The sequence below is a fragment of the Flavobacterium chungbukense genome, assembly GCF_020805785.1.
Lineage (GTDB): Bacteria > Bacteroidota > Bacteroidia > Flavobacteriales > Flavobacteriaceae > Flavobacterium > Flavobacterium chungbukense.
In genome coordinates this window covers 1,091,943-1,113,117 of sequence record NZ_JAJGZV010000002.1, presented here as the reverse complement: position 1 = coordinate 1,113,117, position 21,175 = coordinate 1,091,943, and the positions used below count along the sequence as shown (strand labels likewise).

The 21,175-nt window shown below is 36.3% G+C and carries 18 protein-coding genes and 2 tRNA genes; 10 read left to right on the top strand and 10 right to left on the bottom strand.

Annotated elements, in window-relative coordinates:
• Together LL966_RS10105 and LL966_RS10100 are read left to right on the top strand one after the other, a co-directional pair.
• Positions 1-1,380: a RagB/SusD family nutrient uptake outer membrane protein gene (locus LL966_RS10105; RefSeq protein ID WP_229352857.1), complete on the top strand. Its 1,380-nt coding sequence runs from the start codon at positions 1-3 to the stop codon at positions 1,378-1,380.
• A 49-nt stretch (positions 1,381-1,429) separates the two neighbouring features.
• Entirely contained in the window at positions 1,430-3,979 is a 2,550-nt protein-coding gene (locus LL966_RS10100) for a S9 family peptidase (RefSeq protein WP_229352856.1), read from the top strand.
• Between the two features lie 55 nt (positions 3,980-4,034).
• Here LL966_RS10100 and LL966_RS10095 read toward each other — a convergent pair whose 3' ends face one another.
• Positions 4,035-4,304, bottom strand: coding sequence for a hypothetical protein (locus tag LL966_RS10095; protein ID WP_229352855.1), 270 nt, complete (start codon positions 4,302-4,304; stop codon positions 4,035-4,037).
• A gap of 94 nt (positions 4,305-4,398) precedes the next feature.
• Positions 4,399-5,919: a MauE/DoxX family redox-associated membrane protein gene (locus LL966_RS10090; RefSeq protein ID WP_229352853.1), complete on the bottom strand. Its 1,521-nt coding sequence runs from the start codon at positions 5,917-5,919 to the stop codon at positions 4,399-4,401.
• A gap of 807 nt (positions 5,920-6,726) precedes the next feature.
• Here LL966_RS10090 and LL966_RS10085 point away from each other — a divergent pair.
• The 5 genes from LL966_RS10085 to LL966_RS10065 all read left to right on the top strand — a co-directional run bounded on the left by LL966_RS10085 (position 6,727) and on the right by LL966_RS10065 (position 10,017).
• Complete coding sequence (locus LL966_RS10085; RefSeq protein WP_229352851.1) at positions 6,727-6,909, top strand: hypothetical protein; 183 nt, start codon at positions 6,727-6,729, stop codon at positions 6,907-6,909.
• Between the two features lie 292 nt (positions 6,910-7,201).
• Complete coding sequence (gene mobA, locus LL966_RS10080) at positions 7,202-7,633, top strand: conjugal transfer protein MobA (RefSeq protein WP_229352850.1); 432 nt, start codon at positions 7,202-7,204, stop codon at positions 7,631-7,633.
• Entirely contained in the window at positions 7,630-8,916 is a 1,287-nt protein-coding gene (gene mobB, locus LL966_RS10075; protein WP_229352848.1) for a conjugal transfer protein MobB, read from the top strand. Before mobA ends, mobB begins: the two co-directional genes overlap by 4 nt.
• A 350-nt stretch (positions 8,917-9,266) precedes the next feature.
• On the top strand, positions 9,267-9,692 hold the full coding sequence (locus tag LL966_RS10070) for a hypothetical protein (protein ID WP_229352847.1): 426 nt from the start codon (positions 9,267-9,269) through the stop codon (positions 9,690-9,692).
• Between the two features lie 46 nt (positions 9,693-9,738).
• Entirely contained in the window at positions 9,739-10,017 is a 279-nt protein-coding gene (locus LL966_RS10065; protein ID WP_229352845.1) for a helix-turn-helix domain-containing protein, read from the top strand.
• 171 nt (positions 10,018-10,188) lie between these two features.
• Here the strand turns inward: LL966_RS10065 and LL966_RS10060 are convergent.
• A tRNA-Ser gene (locus LL966_RS10060) sits at positions 10,189-10,276 on the bottom strand.
• Between the two features lie 608 nt (positions 10,277-10,884).
• Here LL966_RS10060 and LL966_RS10055 point away from each other — a divergent pair.
• The 3 genes from LL966_RS10055 to LL966_RS10045 are packed head-to-tail and all read left to right on the top strand — an operon-like array spanning position 10,885 to position 12,364.
• Complete coding sequence (locus LL966_RS10055; RefSeq protein ID WP_229352844.1) at positions 10,885-11,439, top strand: hypothetical protein; 555 nt, start codon at positions 10,885-10,887, stop codon at positions 11,437-11,439.
• Between the two features lie 5 nt (positions 11,440-11,444).
• Positions 11,445-11,915: a helix-turn-helix transcriptional regulator gene (locus tag LL966_RS10050; RefSeq protein WP_229352842.1), complete on the top strand. Its 471-nt coding sequence runs from the start codon at positions 11,445-11,447 to the stop codon at positions 11,913-11,915.
• Entirely contained in the window at positions 11,873-12,364 is a 492-nt protein-coding gene (locus LL966_RS10045) for a hypothetical protein (protein WP_229352840.1), read from the top strand. The genes LL966_RS10050 and LL966_RS10045 overlap by 43 nt, the downstream gene beginning before the upstream one ends.
• 1,052 nt (positions 12,365-13,416) lie before the next feature.
• Here the strand turns inward: LL966_RS10045 and LL966_RS10040 are convergent.
• The 7 genes from LL966_RS10040 to LL966_RS10010 form a co-directional block, all read right to left on the bottom strand.
• The gene (locus LL966_RS10040; protein ID WP_229352838.1) at positions 13,417-14,931 is read right to left on the bottom strand and encodes a Fic family protein; all 1,515 of its coding nucleotides are present in this window, start codon (positions 14,929-14,931) and stop codon (positions 13,417-13,419) included.
• An 825-nt stretch (positions 14,932-15,756) separates the two neighbouring features.
• On the bottom strand, positions 15,757-16,980 hold the full coding sequence (locus LL966_RS10035) for a site-specific integrase (RefSeq protein ID WP_229352836.1): 1,224 nt from the start codon (positions 16,978-16,980) through the stop codon (positions 15,757-15,759).
• A gap of 262 nt (positions 16,981-17,242) precedes the next feature.
• A tRNA-Ser gene (locus LL966_RS10030) sits at positions 17,243-17,330 on the bottom strand.
• 151 nt (positions 17,331-17,481) lie between these two features.
• Positions 17,482-17,880: an acyl-CoA thioesterase gene (locus tag LL966_RS10025; protein WP_184167062.1), complete on the bottom strand. Its 399-nt coding sequence runs from the start codon at positions 17,878-17,880 to the stop codon at positions 17,482-17,484.
• A gap of 1 nt (position 17,881) precedes the next feature.
• Entirely contained in the window at positions 17,882-19,015 is a 1,134-nt protein-coding gene (ribB, locus tag LL966_RS10020; RefSeq protein ID WP_229352835.1) for a 3,4-dihydroxy-2-butanone-4-phosphate synthase, read from the bottom strand.
• A 2-nt stretch (positions 19,016-19,017) separates the two neighbouring features.
• The gene (locus tag LL966_RS10015) at positions 19,018-20,472 is read right to left on the bottom strand and encodes an LptF/LptG family permease (protein ID WP_229352832.1); all 1,455 of its coding nucleotides are present in this window, start codon (positions 20,470-20,472) and stop codon (positions 19,018-19,020) included.
• Between the two features lie 8 nt (positions 20,473-20,480).
• The gene (locus LL966_RS10010) at positions 20,481-21,173 is read right to left on the bottom strand and encodes a LolA family protein (protein ID WP_229352831.1); all 693 of its coding nucleotides are present in this window, start codon (positions 21,171-21,173) and stop codon (positions 20,481-20,483) included.
• Positions 21,174-21,175 lie beyond the last annotated feature (2 nt).

Sequence of the window (21,175 nt, the reverse complement as noted above, 5' to 3'; positions counted from 1 at the left end):
ATGAAAACAAGATTTTATACCATAAGAATAATCATTGGAGCTGTATTTATCAGTCTTACAGCCTGCGAAGGTTTTATCGAAGTAGATACGCCGCAATCACAGCTGACGACCCCCGCTGTATTTGAAAATGTTAAAACCGCTGATGCGGCTATGGCTGACATTTATGCCCGTCTTCGTGAGGAAGGAATGGTCGCGGGCACGCTGAACGGTTTGTCGAGTCTTTTGTCAAACTACTCTGACGAAATGCAGTATACAGGCTCAAGTGTCGAAATTATGCAGTTCAATAACCATACAATTACGCCTTCAAACAGTTTAATAACAGGATTATGGAACAGCACTTACAGTGAAATCTATGCCGTGAATCTGATGCTTGAAGGGCTGCAGAATTCAAAGTCATTAACAGAAAATGAGAAGGCGCGGTTATCAGGGGAAGCATTGTTTATCCGCGGGTATCTTCATTTTTATCTGGTCAACCTCTTTGGTGATGTTCCCTACATTAAAACTACGGATTACAGCGCGAATAAAGCAGTATCAAAAACAGGCCAAGAACAAGTGTGGGCTAATATTATAGCCGACGTAACTGAAGCTGAAAAATTATTATCTGCGGAATATTCTTCTCAAGAAAGAGTCAGGGTAAACAAAGCAGCTGCCTCCGCTTTTCTCGCAAGAATATTTCTTTATCGTGAAGACTGGATAAATGCTGCGGCTAAGGCGACAGCTGTAATTAATAATCCAAAGTATATATGGACTGATGATCTTTCAAAGGAATTTCTGCGCCAGTCCACTGCGGCAATATGGGCACTGCATCCGGGAACAGCCGGACTTAATACTAAAGATGCGCGTACTTTTATCTTTTCAAGCGGTCCGCCTTCCAAGCCGTCACTGTCTGCTTCATTTACAGCGGGTTTTGAATCTGGTGATCTGCGCCGCACTCAGTGGGTCCGCACCGTATCAAATGCAAATGGTTCCTGGTATTCATCATACAAATACAAACAGCCTTTAGGCACCGCCTCTTCACAGGAATACACTATTTTGTTTAGATTAGCCGAACAATACCTGATCCGTGCAGAAGCCAATGCTCATCTATCCAATATATCTGAGGCGAAGACAGATCTAAACAAAATTCGCCGCCGTGCGGGTCTTGCAGATACTGTCGCAGATACAGAAACACAATTATTGGAAGCAATCGCAGAGGAACGGCGCTTTGAACTTTTTACAGAACAGGGACACCGCTGGTTCGATCTGAAACGTACGGGAAAAGCAGCAGCTGTGCTGGGTACAATAAAACCGGGATGGGAAGACAGACAGATAATACTCCCTCTTCCGCAGTCAGAACTGCTGTTGAATAAAAATCTGCTCCCGCAAAATCCAGGGTACTAAAATGCGGGCGTTTTTCTTCAAAATCACATATTGGGTAGCGCTGTTATTTATGGCTGTACCATTGTATGCACAAAAGCGGGATATAAAGACTGCAGACTATGCAAAGTGGAGTTCATTGCAGTCAGAGAAAATATCTCCGGACGGCAGGTGGTTTTCTTATAATCTGCATTATGATTACGGCGTGGATACATTATTTGTTCAGAATATAAAATCTGCCAAGCGGCTGTCATTTCCTAAATGTTCTGATGCGCGTTTTAGCAGTGACGGGAGGTGGATCACATTTTTCGATCCGGAAAAAGGATTAGCTTTGAATGACCTTGCAACTGGTAATACACAGTATTTCAAGGACGCAATTCGCCACGAATTTAATGATGAAGAAAATTTCCTGGCTGTATTATGTAAAAATGGTTCGTCAGATTATTTAACGATAATTGCGTTGTCCAACAGCAAAAAATATATCTTTAATGATATTGCAGAGTTCAGTATAAGCAATAATGGTACTTTAGCTGTAAGTACCGGTTATGAAGTGCGTCTTTTAAATCCAAAACATAGATTTACCCAAAAGACAATTGCACAGGATGGGGATGCAGGATTTAAAAAACTATTCTGGAGCAAGAGCGGTGAATTTCTTTCTTTTCTTCAGGAGATTAAGAATCCAGAGGAAACTGCCAAAAATTACAGGATATTCTATCATGATGCAGCATCAGGTACAAATGCTGTTCTTGACAGCAGGGAAACAGAACTATTGGCGACGGAAAATGTAACCTTATACGGAGCAAGTTCTGCGCTGAGGTTTTCAGAAGATTGGAAAAGTGTATTTTTCAATTATATCAGCCCTGAGCAGGAGCAAAAAACTGCAGCGTATGAAATATGGGATTCTGCAACAGTACTGGAATTTGCCCAGAATAAAATGTTTGGAGATCCAAATCGACTGCCAAAAACGGCTGTCTGGACTCCTGCAAGCGGTGAAATTTTAAAAATCGGAACAATCGAGAATCCGAAAACAATCCTTACAGCTGATCGAAAACATGCATTGTGTTACAATCTGCTGAAATATGAACCGCAGTACGAGTATTACGCTCCGGCTGACATTTATGTGAAAGATACCCAAACAGGTACAGAGCATCTAATTTTAGTGAAGCAGTCAACAGCAGTGGGAATGCTTGGAAGTTCTCCCAAAGGAAATTTTATACATTATTTCCGCGATGGAAACTGGCATGCTTACAATATTGCTGAAAGACAGCACTTCAATCTAACTGAAGATATTCCAGTCTCTATGATTGACAGCATCCAAAACGATGCGGGCCCGCCTGCGCCATACGACAGTCCAGGCTGGTCCTCCGATGAGAAATATTTCATATTGTATGACCAATATGATATCTGGATGATTGATATCAGGTCAAGACAAGCCAGAAGAATTACCGATGGCAGAAAGCATAAGATTACCTACAGAATTTGTCTGGATCTTTATCCCGTTATCAAAAAGCCCAGCCAGGATGAATTTCTGATCAGAAAGTTTGATCTTTCTGCGGGTTTGGTTTTGCAGGCTCGTGGCAGAGATGGATCCAGCGGTTATTATAAATGGAATAACGACGGCAGTTTAGAAAAACTGGTGTTTGGACGTTGGGGAAACAGCAGGATGCAAAAAGCAAAAAATGCTGAACAGTACATCTACATCCGGCAGTCAGCTTCCAATGCCCCCAAATTAATGGCTGTTTCAGGAAAACTGAAAAGGAAACTGCTCTTCCAATCCAATACTCATGCTTCTAAATTCAAATGGGGAACAGCTGAACTGATCTCTTACAAAGATAAAAATGGCAATAATCTTAAGGGGATTCTATACAAACCTGCAGGATATATAGAGGGAAAGAAATATCCGATGGTTGTTCATGTATATGAAAGGCAGTCCCAGGAAATTAATAATTACTATATACCGACAGAATATGGACCGATGGGATTTACATCGTCCAACTATTTTCTGGATGGCTATCTGGTGCTGTTTCCGGATATACATTATAAATTGGGAGAGCCTGGAAGGTCTGCCCTTAACTGCGTGCTCAGCGCAGTGGACATTGTAAAACAGATGGGAATTGTCGAGGAAAATCATATCGGAATTATCGGCCATTCCTTTGGAGGTTATGAGACTTCATTTATCATTACCCAGACCGATGCTTTTGCCGCAGCCGTCTGCGGTTCGGGACTTATGAACACAATAAGCAGTTATTTTGTGCATTCAGCAGGCATACCGCGTTCCAATGCATGGCGGTTTGAATCGCAGCAGGGACGCATGCCGTTTTCACCTTTTGAGAATTGGAAAGCTTATGAACGAGACGCACCGTTTCCAAATGCGGCAAATTGCAGAACACCGCTGCTGAGCTGGGCCGGAAAAAAAGACCCGACTATTTTTTGGACACAGTCTGCCGAATTTCATATGGCACTTCGAAGACTTGGAAAAAGAAATATTTTTATTCTTTATGAAAATGAGGCGCATACAATTACCACACCTGAACTTCAAAAAGACCTGACTATAAAAACCAAGAACTGGTTTGACTATTATCTGAAAGAACAAAAGAAGGCACTTACAAACGGCATCCCTTAAATCATTAATTAGCAAAGCAGGAGATTAAGAACCTCCTGCTTTTTTTAAAATTAGATTAATTGATTTTTCTGTATAATTCGACGTTACATTCGGTCGGACTGCTCATATTGAACAACTGCTGTCCTCCAGAACTAACTCTACAAACATTAGGATTTTGTATGGTGCTACATTCTACTGTCGTAACATCACAATCCTCTAAAGGGTTATGCCCATAAACATCTATCAGCTTTCCTTCTTCAGGGACAGCTGAAAATGCAAAGGCCGCAAATACAGCAAATGCTATTGCTGATATTGAAAGCGCCGGTCTTAAAACTTTAGTATTCATAATATTAAAATTTAATGTTAACGGTCTACTCTTTTTCAGGTTTTCGACCTTCCCCTGGACTGTACAGTGTATTTTAAAAGCATAAATGCTGATCTTATCTTGATGGGTAAAAGGGCTTGTAATAGTTGGTTTTTAATTTTTCAATTGTGAGATGTCTTCCGTTCAGTGAAACAATTCTGTCGTTTAAAACTACAAATTCATCCATTGTCCGTCCTTCTATATTGTATACATAAAAACTAAAAGAGTAGGTGTTTTCCTTTACATTATATACATCTATTATAGAAGCCTGATTCCACATAATTTCGGGTTCGTATTTTCCAATAAGAGCTGCATTGACAAAAAGATAACTGCCGAAAGATGCAGTGAGTTTATTGACAAGTTTAGGCTGTCTGGCCAGAGTTTTAATGTTTTTTAACTTAATGCTGGCAACCGAAACCTGTGCATGAGAGATAGTGTCAATGGTATGTCCGGAAGTATGGCTGCCAAGTTTAGAATCAATTATCAGGAATTCATTTCGATAGGCGTACGTGTAAATTATCTTATCCAGCTGGGAATTGTAAAGCAGTGATCCGTCAGTGTCAAATACACCGTCAACCTGTTTCTGCAGCAGGCTTCCATTCAGCTTTAATGCTGTACTGCTGTTAAAAGTGAAGAGACCAAGCGTGTTGTTTTTTGTTTTGGAATCTATGGCTCGTATAACTGCTGTATTATTGTCAATCGGTTTTAGAATAGAAAAATATGCCTTACCCTTCATTTTAAGTTCTGCTTTCCAAGAGACAGTATCTCCAATAAAAATGCAGGGCACGTTCCCGTCGCTAAAATAAAAATAGGGAGGCTTTACAGCAAGACGCGGTACGGTATAAGAAAAATTATACTTTGGCAGATCGATACGAATTTTCTTTTTTTCAGCAAGACTCGTATCAAGAATAGTAACGGCCAGCGGTTCAGTCCGATTGCCTAAATAAATCTGTCCTTTATCATAACCGGCAATATAATATGCAGCATGTGGAAGCTGGATTGTTTTTTTGCCGGCAGTAGGGTGTTTGGGAAATCTGCGTACAAAATTATTGCGGTGGTGGATTATGTCTTCTGAAGCTGTAAACAGTAAAGTGACAATGCCGATGTTGAGTAACATCGTCACAGTAAAGGCACTGGCCATTGCAGCAGGTTTTGAAATAGGATGTACTTTTGGCACCATACCGGCCAGTATCAGTATACCTGCTGCGGCCAGGATCATGAAAACCAAATTAAAAATGAAATGTTCTTTCCATCCCATTTTTTCTAAAATTCCCCCGCAGGAACATGGAACAAATGGACTGTAATTTAAAATAATGAAAATGTATGCCGTAAAAACGGTCATTAAGCTGAATGCAGCCCACAGCGCCAAGAAACGTGTGGAAGAAAACAGCAGTAATCCAGCAATTAGCAGTTCTGTAATTGGCACAGCCCATGATACAATTCCTGCAAAGGAACCAACAAGCGGCGACTGTCCTAATTGCACCTGAAAATTTTCAAAGTCGAGCAGTTTACTTATTGCCGCATACACAAATAGCAGAACATATAGAAAACAAACTGCTTCTATAAAAATATACTTATGATGCGGGCTAAATTTCATGGCGATTTAATTAAAAATTTACAATGTAAAATTCTGTAAATTAATTGATTAAGCTGTTGTCGATTTTGGAATACAACTTGTCAATAATGGAGTAAATTCATATTACAGTCGACAATCTATAAAATCTTCTCTTTAATGATCCTCATTTTATCAGTTTTAATAGGTCTAGAATGATATAAATTGATTACGAAAAACGATCCAAAAATTATCATAAGCGATCAATTTTATACTCTTCTTAAATCTAAACGCAAATAAAAGGCTGACAGATTGCAGACTAACTGCCGGAAAAAATTGTCTGTTTATAATATTAGAAGTCCATAAATTGCTTTATTGAATATCAGATATTGAGAATCTGAAAGTATGTCCGTGTTTTATAACTATTTGAATATTAAACTTATAAAAGAAAGGGAATCCAAAAGAAGAAAAGTATACTGATAACTGATAAACGCCGACTTCGGAGGTGTTTTCCAGCCCCCGGCGGGGCAAGTTGTTTTGAGATGCGGAAAGTATTTCAAGCAGCTCAAAACACAACTTGCTATTTTCTCTCGAAAATATTATTGCAATAGTTTTAGTTGAAAGGGCTTCATGCCCTTTTTATTATTATGGCTGTAAGTAATTTATTTGAGTTGTAAAAGCAATACAGATCTGCAATACTTCACGAGTACAAGTAAGATTTTAAATAAAGCCGGCTGAGATATGGCTGTAATTAACTTACATGTGATTACCCGCCTATGAAGGCAGACAAGTCCTCAGGTATTCCTTCATTCAAGTATTCAAGTGTGCAGGTATCCATGTAATCATGCAATCATGTATTCCAGTGTGCATGTATGCATGTATGCGGGGGTTCATTCCTGCCTGCACGCAGTCACGCCTGCAAGCCTGCACACAGGTAAGCAGATGCTCAGGCAGTCCGGCATTACCAATAAGAAAAAAGATATTTTTCCAAAAGAAACAGAAAAAGGAAAAAAGAAAAAGAAAGCAATTAAATAGGACGGGATGCAGACAGACCAAAAGGAAACGGAATAAGTCCCGAAGGGTGTTTTGTAAGGGACGAGCAAAACATTATGCCGTAGTCTTTTGGCCGGGCTGATCCAGCACGTCCTACCTTGTTTTTCTTTTTTACCGTTCCTTTGGTTAAAATATAAAGTTAAATGTAAAAAACTATCAGTCTTTGTTTTGGGACATTTAATGCCAAATGCTTCCAGAGATTTCCAAATCTAAGCAGCGATGCTGATAATAATATATATTGTTTTTTTTAAAGTAATTATAAGTGCCAATACTTATGGAAAACAAAAATACAGCCAATCCACGCAAAGGAGGCAGGCATCCTAAAGCAGATCCTGCCGTCCACCGCTATTCGATCAGTCTTACAGCTGAGGAAAATGCAAGGTTTCTGACTCTTTTTGAAGAATCAGGCATGAATGTAATGGCGCATTTCATTACAGCGTGTATTTTTCAAAAAGGAATCAAGACAGTTAAGATCGATAAAGCAGCAATGGATTATTACATACTTCTGACTGCCTTATTCGGGCAGTTTCGCGCTGCTGGGGTTAATTACAACCAGGTTGTAAAGATTATGCACCGCAATTTTTCCGAAAAGAGAGCTCCCGCTTATCTCTACAAATTGATAAATCAAACAATGGAATTTGCCGTTTTAGCTCAAAAGATAATTCAGCTTACGACAGAATTTGAAGAAAAATATCTGAAAAAATGATAGCAAAAATAACAAGAGGCATTAGTCTGTACGGAGCAATAGCTTATAATTACAACAAACTTGAAAAAGGGAACGCACAGGTTTTATTTACCCAAAAGATAATCCAATCTCCTGACGGCAGTTATTCTGCAGGACAGCTTTCCCGTTCTTTTGAACTACACTTATTGGTTAATAGAAAAACAGAAAAACCGATACTTCATATCTCTTTAAATCCTGATCCGAAAGACAATGTAAGTGATACTGATTTTGAGAATATGGCACAAGTCTATATGAGGCAGATGGGCTATGGAAATCAGCCTTTTGTGGTATTCAAACATACTGATACTGGCCGTGCCCATATACATATAGTATCAGTCTGCGTTGACGAGCTTGGCAGGAAGATATCCGATAAATTTGAAAAAAGGCGTTCGATGGAAGTCTGCAGGACGCTGGAAAAAAAGTACAGCCTTGTATCAGCTGCAGATAAAAAACAAGAGTCAGGCAACCCAGGATTCAAGCCTGTGGATTTTAAGTCAGGAGATATAAAAAGCCAGATGGCTTCGGTGCTGCGACATCTGCCTAAATATTACCAGTTCCAAACTTTTGGGGCATATAATGCACTGCTTTCCCTTTTTAATATTACTGCCGAAGAAGTCAAAGGCGAGTATAATGGAATTCGAAAACAGGGAGTGGTATATTTTGCATTAAACAGGCAGGGAGAAAAAGCAGGCAGTCCCTTTAAGGCTTCGCTGTTTGGAAAAAATGCAGGATTAGCACAGCTGCAATCCCAATGTGACCAGAACAGAATAAAACTAAAAGATAGTACCGTTAAGGAATCACTTAAAGAGAGGATAGAATCAGTAATGCGGACAGCATCAAACGAATCCGAATTTAGTAAAAAACTAATACAGGAAGGGATCAATATTGTTGTAAGGCGAAATGCTGCAGGACGTATTTACGGTATCACTTTTATTGATCACAAATCCCGCAGCGTATGGAACGGATCAGAGCTGGCTAAAAACCTCTCGGCCAATTCATTTAACGACTGGTGGAATAATAATACGAAACCTGAAAATCCAGTACATAAAAGCAGTGTTTCCGAAAAAGATGTTATTATGAAACCAGAGACAGGCCAATCGCCTGACATGTTTGACTTATTAAGAAATGAAAATATGCACCATGCTTATGAACAAAACAGTTTTGACGTATTAGGCATTTTATTGCCGCATACGCAGGCAGAGGATTACCAGGAGCATGCATTTGACAAAAGGATGAAACGAAAGGTTAAACGCAGAAGATTGTAGCATGAATATGAGCTTCCTGCTCACCAAAGAACAAGCTGTATTAAAAAAGGCTGGTAAAATTTCCTATGATCAAGTATTTGATTAGTCTATGATCTCTGTTCATTTTTTATTTCAGCAGATAATCTGCCTTCAAGTATCACCTGAAAAACAAATTAGCAAAAACGTTATGTCATTGAAAGACAAAGAAAGCAAACAACGACTATTGTTTAAATGGCTTCAAAATGCATTTATATATTTGTCTTATAAATAGGAAAGCTGGATAGTTACAAATATCTTATGCACTTAAAAAGGAGTAAAAAAGTAGCAATATATATTTTCATTTATAGGATGGTGACTAAATTTTAGAAGCAATGAAAAGTAGTAATCTGATAAAGGACTTAAATGTTATATTAAAATTTGATGAAAGGCTACGGGTAGTAGAAAATCTAATTAGTGTAAGTGAACAGGAAAACAAAATGCAGTCCATTTTTTCAAATGAAAAATGTAAATCCTATTATAACAAAATTGACTTTGCCCAGCTGTTCTATATTTTGATGGATGAAGGTTTGTTATTCTTTGATGCAGCAGATGAAAAAAGCAATAGAAGCAAGTTCCAGTTTTTTCTCGAAAATAATTTCACCTATGCTGGCGATGAAGGCGGGCAGTCAAAAATTAAGTCAATCAACAGGCAGTTCTCAGAATGTAAAGGATATACTTATAAGGTGAAACAGATGAAATTTTTAGATGAGTTTATTGCATTAATGCAAGAACGTCGAAGAAGGCTGGAGATCTGGTAAAATGCAAAAGGAGGAAAAATTAATAATAAGAAAAAAATTATCAATCATGAAGAAAGAAAAGTGGGAATCTTATCTAATGAAAGTGAAGGAATTGATAGAGCCTGTAACAGCAAAACTAGAAACAATCGATTCAAAAGTCAGCCAGGGAAAAACCTTGAGACCTGAATATTACAGAAATGAAGATTTAAAAAAAATGTTTGGACTGTCCAACAACACCATTATAAAATACAGGCAGACTGGAATTCTTCCCTACACCAAACTAGGAGATATTTTTTTGTATGACAGCGGAAAGATCGATAAAATACTGAGAAGCAATGAATCATAATTCAGCATTTAATTAGTTACCCAGATTTGAAAAAAAGAGCTTAAAATAAAGGGGATCTAAAAAGGTAACTGTTTTTTCAAGCAGGGTTCGATACCATCTCAAATGAAAAAGCCTTTAAACACTGGTGTTTAAAGGCTTTTTGTTTTTAAAAGTCATTTTTCGGACTTTATCTGGCGGAGGAAGAGGGATTCGAACCCCCGGACCTGTTACAGTCAACAGTTTTCAAGACTGCCGCATTCGACCGCTCTGCCATTCCTCCAGTAAGACGCAATCATTTTCTCATTGCGGGTGCAAAGATAGAATGTTTTTTTGATTGCAGAAATTTTTTTTGAGATTATTATAAATAAAATAGACTCTATCAATCTCTATAATTTTAAATTAGGATCTCAATATTTTATCGCAGAAAAGAAAAAATTTCTTCTAAATCAAATTATTATTATTCTTTCAGTTGTAGAGTTTTTATTAAAGTAGTATAAAAAATACTGCAACTATAGTCCGATACCCGAACAGTTGTTAGGTAAGTTACCATTTAACTTTTAAATTTGAAAAATAAATTTAACAATTTTTAAATGGAAATTATTCAACATCGAAGATAGAATGATATAAGCAATGAAATAAAGGAATTGCTACTTTTATTTAAGTATTTAAAATTTTCAGTCGGCAAATATTTAAAAACTCATATAATATTAACTAGATTAAAGACTTAATAATTAGAAAAAAAAAATAATTAATTAGATTTTTTAAATACCAATATCGGGCTGATAATTAAAAATAATAAAAATTTTATTTTTTTTGACGATAAAAATTTGGTTAAACCATTAAAATAGATAATATTTGCTTAAAAAATAAACCTATAAGTTGATTTTTATGAGTAATAATCGTAAATTTAAACTTGAAGGTTTAATACCCGAAATATTATATTCCGTTAAATATGATGGGGAAAGCGAAAATGAATTTCAAAAACTGTTTAAACAATGGGGTGACCCACTATGGCTTTACAAATTTTTTTCAGCAAATGTTGCTGATCTAAAAAGTGAGGCTTGGGGTGGTATTACGATTCCAAAAGCTGTTTCCAACACGAATCAGCAGGCAAGAGAAATGCAAAGAACAATTTTGGCTATTGCTAATGGACAAAATGATAAATTCAAAATGCTCTCCGATTATTTTGTACCATTATCAAATGGTAAGATTGGAAAATTAGAATGGGACAAGGGCAAGGGCTTATTAAATCATAATTGGCTCAGAATTTATGCTATTCGATGTTCTAAAAACACCTATGTAATTACGGGTGGAGGTATTAAGCTAACAAGAGACATGTCTCCTCTGCATTTGCAGGAGGAGCTTTTAAAACTCAAACAGGCCGAGTTATATCTGCGGTCTGGTGAGGACGAAGAAATAGACCCCTGTAATATCGACTTATAATTAAAATGGAAGAAAAAAAATTAAAACAACTAATTGAAGAATCTACTTTGGACACTACGTGGAAAGAAAACTTTCAATATAACGTGGACAATGAAGAAGCAGAAAGCTATTATTTTGAGGTTTCTTTAAAAATTATTGAAAGACTTGAAGAGCTTGGTTGGAAAAAATCAGAATTGGCTGAAAAACTCGGTGTTTCAAAACAGTATATTTCGAAAATTCTAAGAACGATACAAAATCCTAGTATCACAACGATATTCAGAATTCAAAATGTCCTTGGAATAAAATTAATAGGAATTCCATATCAAGAGCCAGTTAATCAGTTAAAAACACTAGTAACAATAAAGTTATCTTCTCAAGAAAAAGTACTTGAGGATTATAACAACAGTTATTTTGGCGAAATTATTTATCCGAATCAAAAACACATAACATCAAAATGGCTAGAAAATCAAAAATCGAGCTTCCAGTGCGATTGTTAAAACTCAATACTGAACAGTTTTTCATCTCTGAAGATCTTGCTTCTTCATTTGCTAAAAATGAGTTATTAATGAGTAATTCAATTGAATTTGGTATTGACGTTACGAAATCCAATGCAGGATGCCGATTTAAGTTTGAAATATATGGAAAGAACGGAAGAGAAGGCAATGTTCTTTTAGTAATTGAGGCTGGTGCTCATTTTGGCCTTGATAAAGAAGCGCTTGACAAACTTTATAATAAAAAAAAGAATACCTTTACCCTCCCTATAGCTACAGCTACTTTAATGATTACGGTTGCGGTAGGTGCTGCCAGAGGAATTTTGCATGCAAAAACCGAGGGGACAGATATTAATGGAATTTTTATACCTCTTATTGATCCTATTGTGAATGATGATTTATTAATTGAACTCACAAATAGCAATGATAAAGAAAAGCAAATAAAGCAGAAATAATAATATACTTGACAATTCCCTTTTTATCAAAGGGAATTTGTTTTTATTAGCAGCCTATAGTCATTCTTAAGCATAGTACTTGCACCTCGAAAATAATGATAATTATTAGCATCATGGACAGAGTAATAATTGAATTTAGCTTTAGTGATATAACAATATCTAATAGCGTTTAAAATATCCGAATCTTAGACTTGTCCAATTGTTTAATACTTTTAGTAATTTAAAAGCCTCTTTTTTCTTGATTAGAAATAGATATTAAATATTTATATTTTGTCCAGCTAGATTGCGTCTAGACAGCGGGTACAATTGGAAAAGTACATGATTACTACTCAAAGAAATAAAAATTTGTACACGTATATTTATTTGACTATTCTATTTTATCATGATTCAATTAAATTTTGATGTCGAGGTAAAAGAAAACTTTAAATATACATTACCATCAAAATTATGATTACGGTCTTGAAAGCTGTTTTGGAAAATATTTTTGTTGCGGACCTTCAGACTCCGCAACATAAAGATAACTCGTTGAATTCCGTAAAAAAAAGGAAATATACAATCGGTAATGTTTGTGATAAACGCAGAGCGCAGGATTCGAACCTAAGACTTGAAACCTGCATATTCAAAAAGTAATATAAAAGTTGAATATGCAATGCGCGGATTAGATAAACCTTTAGGGGGTGTGACATATCAATTAGAACAACTTGTGAAAGAAAATGTAGACAAATTAATTGAATTCACTGAAAAATAATAGACAATTATGCAATTAGGCCCAAACTGCGGATACAATAGTGAAAACCAATTGTGCCGTCACTGTCGGCACAATTAGAAAGTTAATACCGAATCAACTTTGGGAAAATAAAGTTCAAGCATTATACAGCTAGTTAACAGGAAAATTGTCGTGACACTGTAACGACAATTGAGATCCATATTTTCAAACTCAGATAAAATCGTTAAAGATTACTGAAGCTAATACAGTTTAGAACCTAAGCTTCGAAGAATTTAATTTTACTGATTTTATCGTTCCCTAAGATTGTGGCAATTTCAAATGTTTTTTATAGCAGTGAAGCTATAAATGAAGCAAAAGGAATGATATCGCCTCCGGCACTTGCACTTTCTAGAGATGCCATATATTCGGCTCTTCTTTCGAGCGGGATAACGGTCCATGGATAGCCACCCGATGCCATCATGGAGTTCATTAGGAATCTGCCAATCCTTCCATTTCCGTCACTGTAAGGGTGTATAAAGACAAAAAAGAAATGTCCCAGCACAACTCGTACTCCTGCATTTTCTTCAGTTGCTAACAGATCAAAAAATGCTGGCATAAGATCTCTTACGGCTTCCATTGCAGGAGGAACATGTTTTGAGCCGCGTATGTAAATCGGCTGATTTCTGTAGCCGGCCAGATCAGATGGTTTTATAATACCAGCTGTTACGCTTGGTGCGAACATTTCTCTGTACCAAGTGGCATGATCATTATCTGCGGCAGTTCCCGGATTTGTACCACCCAGTATTGCTTCAATTGTTTTTTGAACCATTTGAAAAGCCTGCCAGTAGCCTCTGGCCGCCATTGCATCACGGGTCTGTCTGTCTTGTTCATTGATATCGGGCTGCCATGTGCCGCTGCGTACCCTTTCAATCAGTTCTGTATTAACTCGGTATCCTTCTATGGATAATGAGTTGTAGGCGTCATTGATGTAATTATCTTCAACTTGTTTTAGATACGCGGCTTGATTGGTTGGAAGACCTGGTGCGGGAGGGAAGACTTTTATGATTTCTTCTCGCATTTCGTTCCACATCAGTTCCATTCGGTTTACATGGGGTGAAATCTGGCGCTGTGAAAATATAATCGGGCTTTTGTGCGTAAAAGGGTCTAGTTCACGTACGTTATAATCTGCCGCTTTCATTCCATTTAGAATATCATTGGCAATTTTCGGACGATCAATGTTTCTGAATGCTCCGGCAATTCGTCCCGCAACTACACTCTTCCCGCCGTCGAGAAGCAATGCCAGTATTTCTGTGCCGTCTCGGAATGTCGAAAGAAGTGTTCTGGCATCAGTTGGATTCTGCTGGTAAAAGTTCTCGGGTAAATTTACTATACAGGCTGAAGTACTGTAAAGACGAAGTCCGTTTTTGTCTGTGATTGTCTGGTTTTCTTCGGGAAGATTTGACCTGACTTCAAGAATTGCAGTATTATGTAGCAGATTTGTTATCTGATTTCGTCCCTGCGGCGCTCGTACCAGTAGCTGAGCTGGAACTGTTAGGTTTGCTGCATGTATCTTGGCTGATTCTTCAGGAGAGAGACACCACTCCCTGCCAAATCGTTCCGTGAGGTAAGATCCGGCAAAATTCCAATACGAGGCATACCATGAGGTGCTTTCTCCGGGAGTTTCATCTGGTCGTGAAGGTATGTACCATCCCCTCATCACCTCACGCAGAAAACCTTTTTTTACAAGACGTTCTCTGTGCGTGCGTGTAATTAAACGCGAGGGAATTGCAATGATTCCAGTCTGCTGTAGTTCTTGGAGTACCTGTAAAGATGCTGCGAGATTTTCTGATGGTGTTGCCATTGTTTTTTTACAAAGATAATAATTAGCTTTTAATGTTGTTCCTATATTAGCTTTTAATGCTGTACTAATATTAGCTTTTAGCGATGTATCAATATTAGCTTTTAAAGTTGTGTTGATATTAGCTTTTAATGCTGATATAAATATAAGCTTATCTATATGCTGCTATTTTATTTAAATATGCTAATAAAGATAATGCAGGAACTGCTGTTTCTGATAGAAGTAGAACATCTGATAGATCTGCTGATTATTAAAAGAGCAGTTAAATTTCTTGTTCTAGGTTTAACACACCTTCATTCCACTTGTTTTCTGTCATAATAAACTGTTTACTTGTCGCTCTAGCTGGCGGTCTTATGTCTAATTGTTTTTTAAGGCTTTCAGCAATTTAGAGCTCTCTTTTTTCTTCATTATGAATAGATTGCAGGAGATTATATTGTGTGCAGCTAAATTGTGTCCGCATTGTGGACACAATTGGAAATGTTCTGTAAAATTTTCGATACCAATTTAATTGGCGGTATGAAAATCCAGTTCTATACTGACGCCGTTATTCTTCTGCAAGATATTTAATCAATTAAGTACCGTAAATCGGCTCTATCTTTTTCCTGTCGTTCAACTAGTACATGTAAACGTGTTTAAATTAGTAAACAGGATAAACTTTAAAAACTAAAAGACTATACTTTTTTGTGTCAATGTTAATTGCGTCCGCATTGCGGACGCAATTGGAAATGTACTGCAAAACATATAATGTGTTTCAGTTTACTTTTTTACTCTAAATGGATTAAAGCTCTTTAAGAGACTTAGATTCAGAAGTCTCTTGGTAAGCGTATGTCACCTAAACTTAGATTTCAGTTTCTCCATATCTTCCATAATGTTTACATCCAAAACTTTTGCATAATGCTGTGTCTGCTTGGTATTGGTATGTCCCATCATAGCTGATACGTTCTCCAGTCTTACTCCGTTTCCTAGAGTGACCGTGGTAGCAAATGTGTGTCTGGCAACATACCAGGTAAGATGTTTACTTATGCCGCAGACATCAGCGATTTCCTTAAGATAAGCATTCATTTTCTGATTGGAAATTTTCGGGATAAGACCTTTTTGTTGGTTTTTATATTTAGAAATAATTTTATCAACAGTAGGCAGTACTGGGACATTGGCTCTAATGGCAGTTTTGGCTCTGCTGGTCATAATCCATAAATTTCCTGTCGAATCTTCTGATAAGTTTCTTTCGGTCAGCTCCAAGGCATCGACAGGGGCATAACCTGTGTAGCAGCTGAAAAGGAATATATCCTTCACCTTTTCCAGACGGGGAGTTGGAAATATTTTGTTCTCGATTGTATTCAGTTCCTGCTGGGTTAGGAAAACAGCATCTTTTACGCTCAGCCTGCCGTCATAAATGTTGAATGGGTTTTTTATGATCAAGTCCATTTTAATGGCGTAATTGCAGGCAGTTTTATACATCTTCATATATTTTACCACCGAATTGTTTTTGATGCCTGTCTGATCTTTAAAACTGCTGTCATATTTAAGGAACTGCTCCAGTTTAAATACAAACGAGCTTGATAACTCAGATGCTAACATGTCTTCTTGTTTGTAGGTGCTGCTAATGAAGTTTAAAAGCAGATCTTTGGCTCTTTTGTATTTCTGCAGTGAGGCTGGAGCACGTTCTCCCGAGCTCACTCTTTTGGTGAAATATATATTGTATGTTTCCAAAATTTCAATTATGGTAGGCCCTTGTGGCTGTTCTATTTGGGCTTTGCCTGTAATTTCAGCCTTTAATAATTGAAGGTTAACCTCAGGATCAATTCTGAAGAGTTCAGTGAATTTTTTGGCTGCATTAAGCTGGAAAAGATCAAGTAGATTTTTGATTACTATTTCCTTTTCAATTTTAAGCTGGTTTCTAAGGTTATTAGTGCTGGCCCACCTTTCTTTTAAGATGGCTTGTCCGGTTGACATTGAAATTTGTCTGTCATTGTAACTCAAACGCGCATAGATGGGAGATTCGCCGTTCTTGTTTACTCTGTCGGATTTCTGGTAAAAAATTACTTTTAACATGTTATCTAGTTTTAAAATTAATAATCAAATTGAATTAAAAATTTTAAGAGAGCCCATTGATAGCAGGGAATTCCCGGGGAATTCTTTCTTTTTAGTTACCCATTTTTTAGAAAAAAGATTCAAAAAATGACTGGGTAACTAATAGGGTAACCGTTCTTTGATAAAACATGTGCTTTTTGAAAAGTGTGTAAAAACAAAAAAAGCCTTTAAACACTAGTGTTTAAAGGCTTTTGACTTTTAAAGTTTCTTCTGAAACTTCTACTGGCGGAGAAAGAGGGATTCGAACCCCCGGACCTGTTACAGTCAACAGTTTTCAAGACTGCCGCATTCGACCGCTCTGCCATTTCTCCAGTATGTCGCTATCAATGCCTGATTGCGGGTGCAAATATAAGACGGTTTTTCGGTTATAAAAACTTTTTTTAGACTTTTTTTTAAAGTTTTTTAAGATAATTTTCAACTGTCTAATTATCAGTATTTCCGAAAGTGAGTATTTTTAAAAAATTATTCTAAATCGTCCAAAATAGGGGTTGGTTTTTTGTTTTCATCAACTGCAACAAACGAAAAAGTTCCTGAAACTACTGTTTCGCGAAGCTCAGAATACATCTGTTCCATAAAAATATCGACATGAATTTTACAGCTTGTTCTTCCAACACTATCAACTTTTGCTACTAATTCGATTAAAGTTCCGGCTGGAATTGCTTTTTTAAAGTCAATCTGACCTGTAGATATTGTAACAACTTTTTTGCGGCTGAAACGTGTCGCACAAATAAATGCCACTTCATCCATTAAATGGAGGGCAGTTCCTCCAAATAAAGTATCATAATGATTTGTGGTACTAGGAAAAACGGCTTTAAAAATACGAGTTTCAGATTTCTGAATTCTTTCTTCTACTGTTCCCATATTAATAATTTACGTATTCTGTAATTTCAAGTCCATATCCAATCATACCAACGCGCTTTGTTTGCTCGGTATTTGAAACCAATCTTATTTTAGAAATATCTATATCATGGAGGATTTGAGCTCCAATTCCGTAATCTTTGCTGTCAATAATGACTTTTGGAGCTTTTAAAGTCCCGTTAGATTGCAATGCCTTAAGTTCAGAAATTCTATTTAAAAGATTTACTGCTGTCATATCTTGATTGATAAAGATAACAGCACCTTTTCCATTTTCATTAATTACCTTAAACATATCGTCCAATTGCTGTTCAGCATTATTGGTTAATGTTCCCAATAAATCATTATTTACTTGAGAAGAGTGTATTCTAGTTAAGATGGGTTCGCCAGAATTCCAAGTTCCTTTTGTTAAAGCAATATGAATTTGTTTGTTGGTTGTTTGCTCGTAAGCTCTTAATCTGAAAGTCCCAAAACGAGTTTCAATATCAAAATCTTCTTTTTTAACGATTAAACTATCATGTTGCATTCTGTAAGCAACTAAATCTTCAATTGAAACTAGTTTTAAATTGAATTTTTCAGCGACTTTAATCAATTCAGGAAGACGAGACATTGTTCCGTCTTCATTTAAGATTTCGCAGATTACTCCTGCGGGTTTAAATCCTGCTAAACGTGCAAAATCTATAGCTGCTTCGGTATGTCCAGTTCTTCTTAAAACACCGCCTTGTTTGGCTATTAAAGGAAAAATATGGCCAGGACGAGCTAAGTCGTGAGGTTTTGTATTTGGGTCAACTAAAGCTTCAACTGTTTTAGAACGATCGGCAGCTGAAATTCCAGTCGTAACACCATTTCCTTTTAAATCAACAGAAACAGTAAAAGCAGTTTCCATATGATCTGTATTGTTGGTAACCATAGCACGAAGATCCAATTCTTTGCATCTGCTTTCGGTTAATGGTGTGCAGATTAGACCGCGACCGTGAGTAGCCATAAAATTGATCATCTCTGGAGTTACTTTTTCAGCAGCAGCTAAAAAATCACCTTCGTTCTCACGATCTTCATCATCGACTACAATGATTACTTTACCTTGACGAATATCTTCAATAGCTTCTTCAATGGTATTCAGTTGTATTTTTGTTGTTGACATAATTATTCTTGCTTTTGAGCTGGAAAAAACCGCTCGGAAATTTTCTGAAATAGTTGTGAAATTGGGGTTGTAATTGCGTCAAAATTAATTAATCCATTGTCATTTGTCGCGCGATATGTTAAAAGAATCGCTAATGGTGATAGGATAAAAGATGACATCCATGAACCTACAAATGGAGACATACCGCCTTCTTGTGATAATCTTTTTCCGAAAGTATTAATGAAATGGAAAGTAATAAAGATTAAAACAGCAAATACAATTGGAAGTCCAAGACCTCCTTTTCTAATAATTGCACCAAGTGGAGCTCCAATAAAAAACATTAAAAAGCACGCAAAAGCAATTACAAATTTTTCATACAAAGCGCTTAAATGCTTATTGATTTCTCTTTGTTTATCTTTTAGGTCTTTTTGAGTGGTTTCTATCGAGTAAATATTGCTTGTAATATTACTTCCAGCCATTTTAAAAATATCAACTTGGTCTTTGTTAGAATACAAGGACATTAAGTTGTTTGGAAGTTGTTTTTTCTTTACTTGTTTATTCACGCTTGGCGGACCTCTTCTGATTCCAACTCGCTGATTGATGTTTTCCGAAAAAGATACAATTTCGTTATCTAAATTCTTGTTTAATGAATCTAAAGTATAGCGTAATTCATTAACATTTAACATTGCATTTGTTCCCGCAATGCTTTCTTTGCTGTCGTCAACTTTGTTTAATTCAGCCAAATCAATGTTGATAATCTGCTTCTTAAATTTTCCTTTTATAAAAGGTAATTTTGCACGATCTTCATATTTTTTGGGAGTAACATCTTGATAATAATATCCATCATTCAAAACTAATTGAAGAATACTAGATTTTTCACTGCTAATTAATTCGCCTGTTTTAGATTTAATAACAGTTTTGTTTTCGCCCATACTGCTGGGCTTTTCGTGAATTGTTACTCCAGTAAGATGGTTTCCGTTTTCTCCAGACTTTTTATTGACTTTAATGTTGTAAGTGCCAACATCGTTAAACTGTCCTTCGGCAATTGCCATTGCTGGTTTGGCTTGTGCGATGTTTTTTCTAAAGTTAACAAATTTATATTCGGCATATGGAATTACGTTATTTGCAAACCAAAAAGCGACAATACTCAAAACGAAAATAAAAATAATCAATACGCGCATAGCTCTTTGCAACGAAATACCAGAAGATTTCATGGCTGCGAATTCGTAATTTTCGGCCAGATTTCCAAAAGTCATAATCGAAGCCAGCAAAACTGATAAAGGTAAAACCAGCGGAATAATTCTAGGCATGGAGAAAAGCAAGAATTTAACCACTAGAATTAAATCCAAATCTTTACCTGCAAGTTCTGAAATAAACAGCCATACAGTCTGTAGTATGAATATAAAAAAAAGGATTACAAATACCGTAGCAAATGTAATCAGAAAAGTTTTTAGTAAGTATTTGTCTAAAATTTTCAACCTTGTAATTAATCTAATTTATTAATGTAGTATTTCGGGTATTTACTCGCTACAAATGTAAATTGATTTTTTGACAATGGCTGATTGGTTTTAAAAGAATTAACGGTTAAAGTTGTTTTTGTTCCGTTTTTTCCAGTTTCAATCAAATTATAGATGTGTTTTGTTTGGCTATCAATACCTAAAAGGATTTCTTTTCTTTGATCTTTTCCACTTGTTGGAATTAATTTTATGTACTGAATTTTTCTTCCTTTTACATTTTGAACAATGTCCATATTGTATTTGTATCCAGAATTGAAAAAAGTAAGCATTTTTGAAGGTGTAATAGCGTTATCGTCTTTCTCGTTAACTTTAGAAATTGTAACTTCTTCGTCTTCAGGAACAATTGTATATGTTTTTTGGCCGTCAAAAATTTTAGTAACACCCATGAAATTCAAAACATATTGATTTCCTTTCATTGTAACATTTCCTTTACTATCTTGATTAATATTCTCTTTTGCATTATTTAAAGAATATTTGAAATCAATTACAATATTATCGTAGCTTTTAATTTTAGAGGTTACTTCGTTCAATAGATCTTTTGCTTTCTTATCTTGAGCCTGAGCAGAAGTGAAGCTCAAAAGCAGAATAATTGCCATTTGAAAACACTTTTTGATCATGTTTGTGATAGAATTTTGGTTGATTTCTTGAATTTTTGCTTTCATGA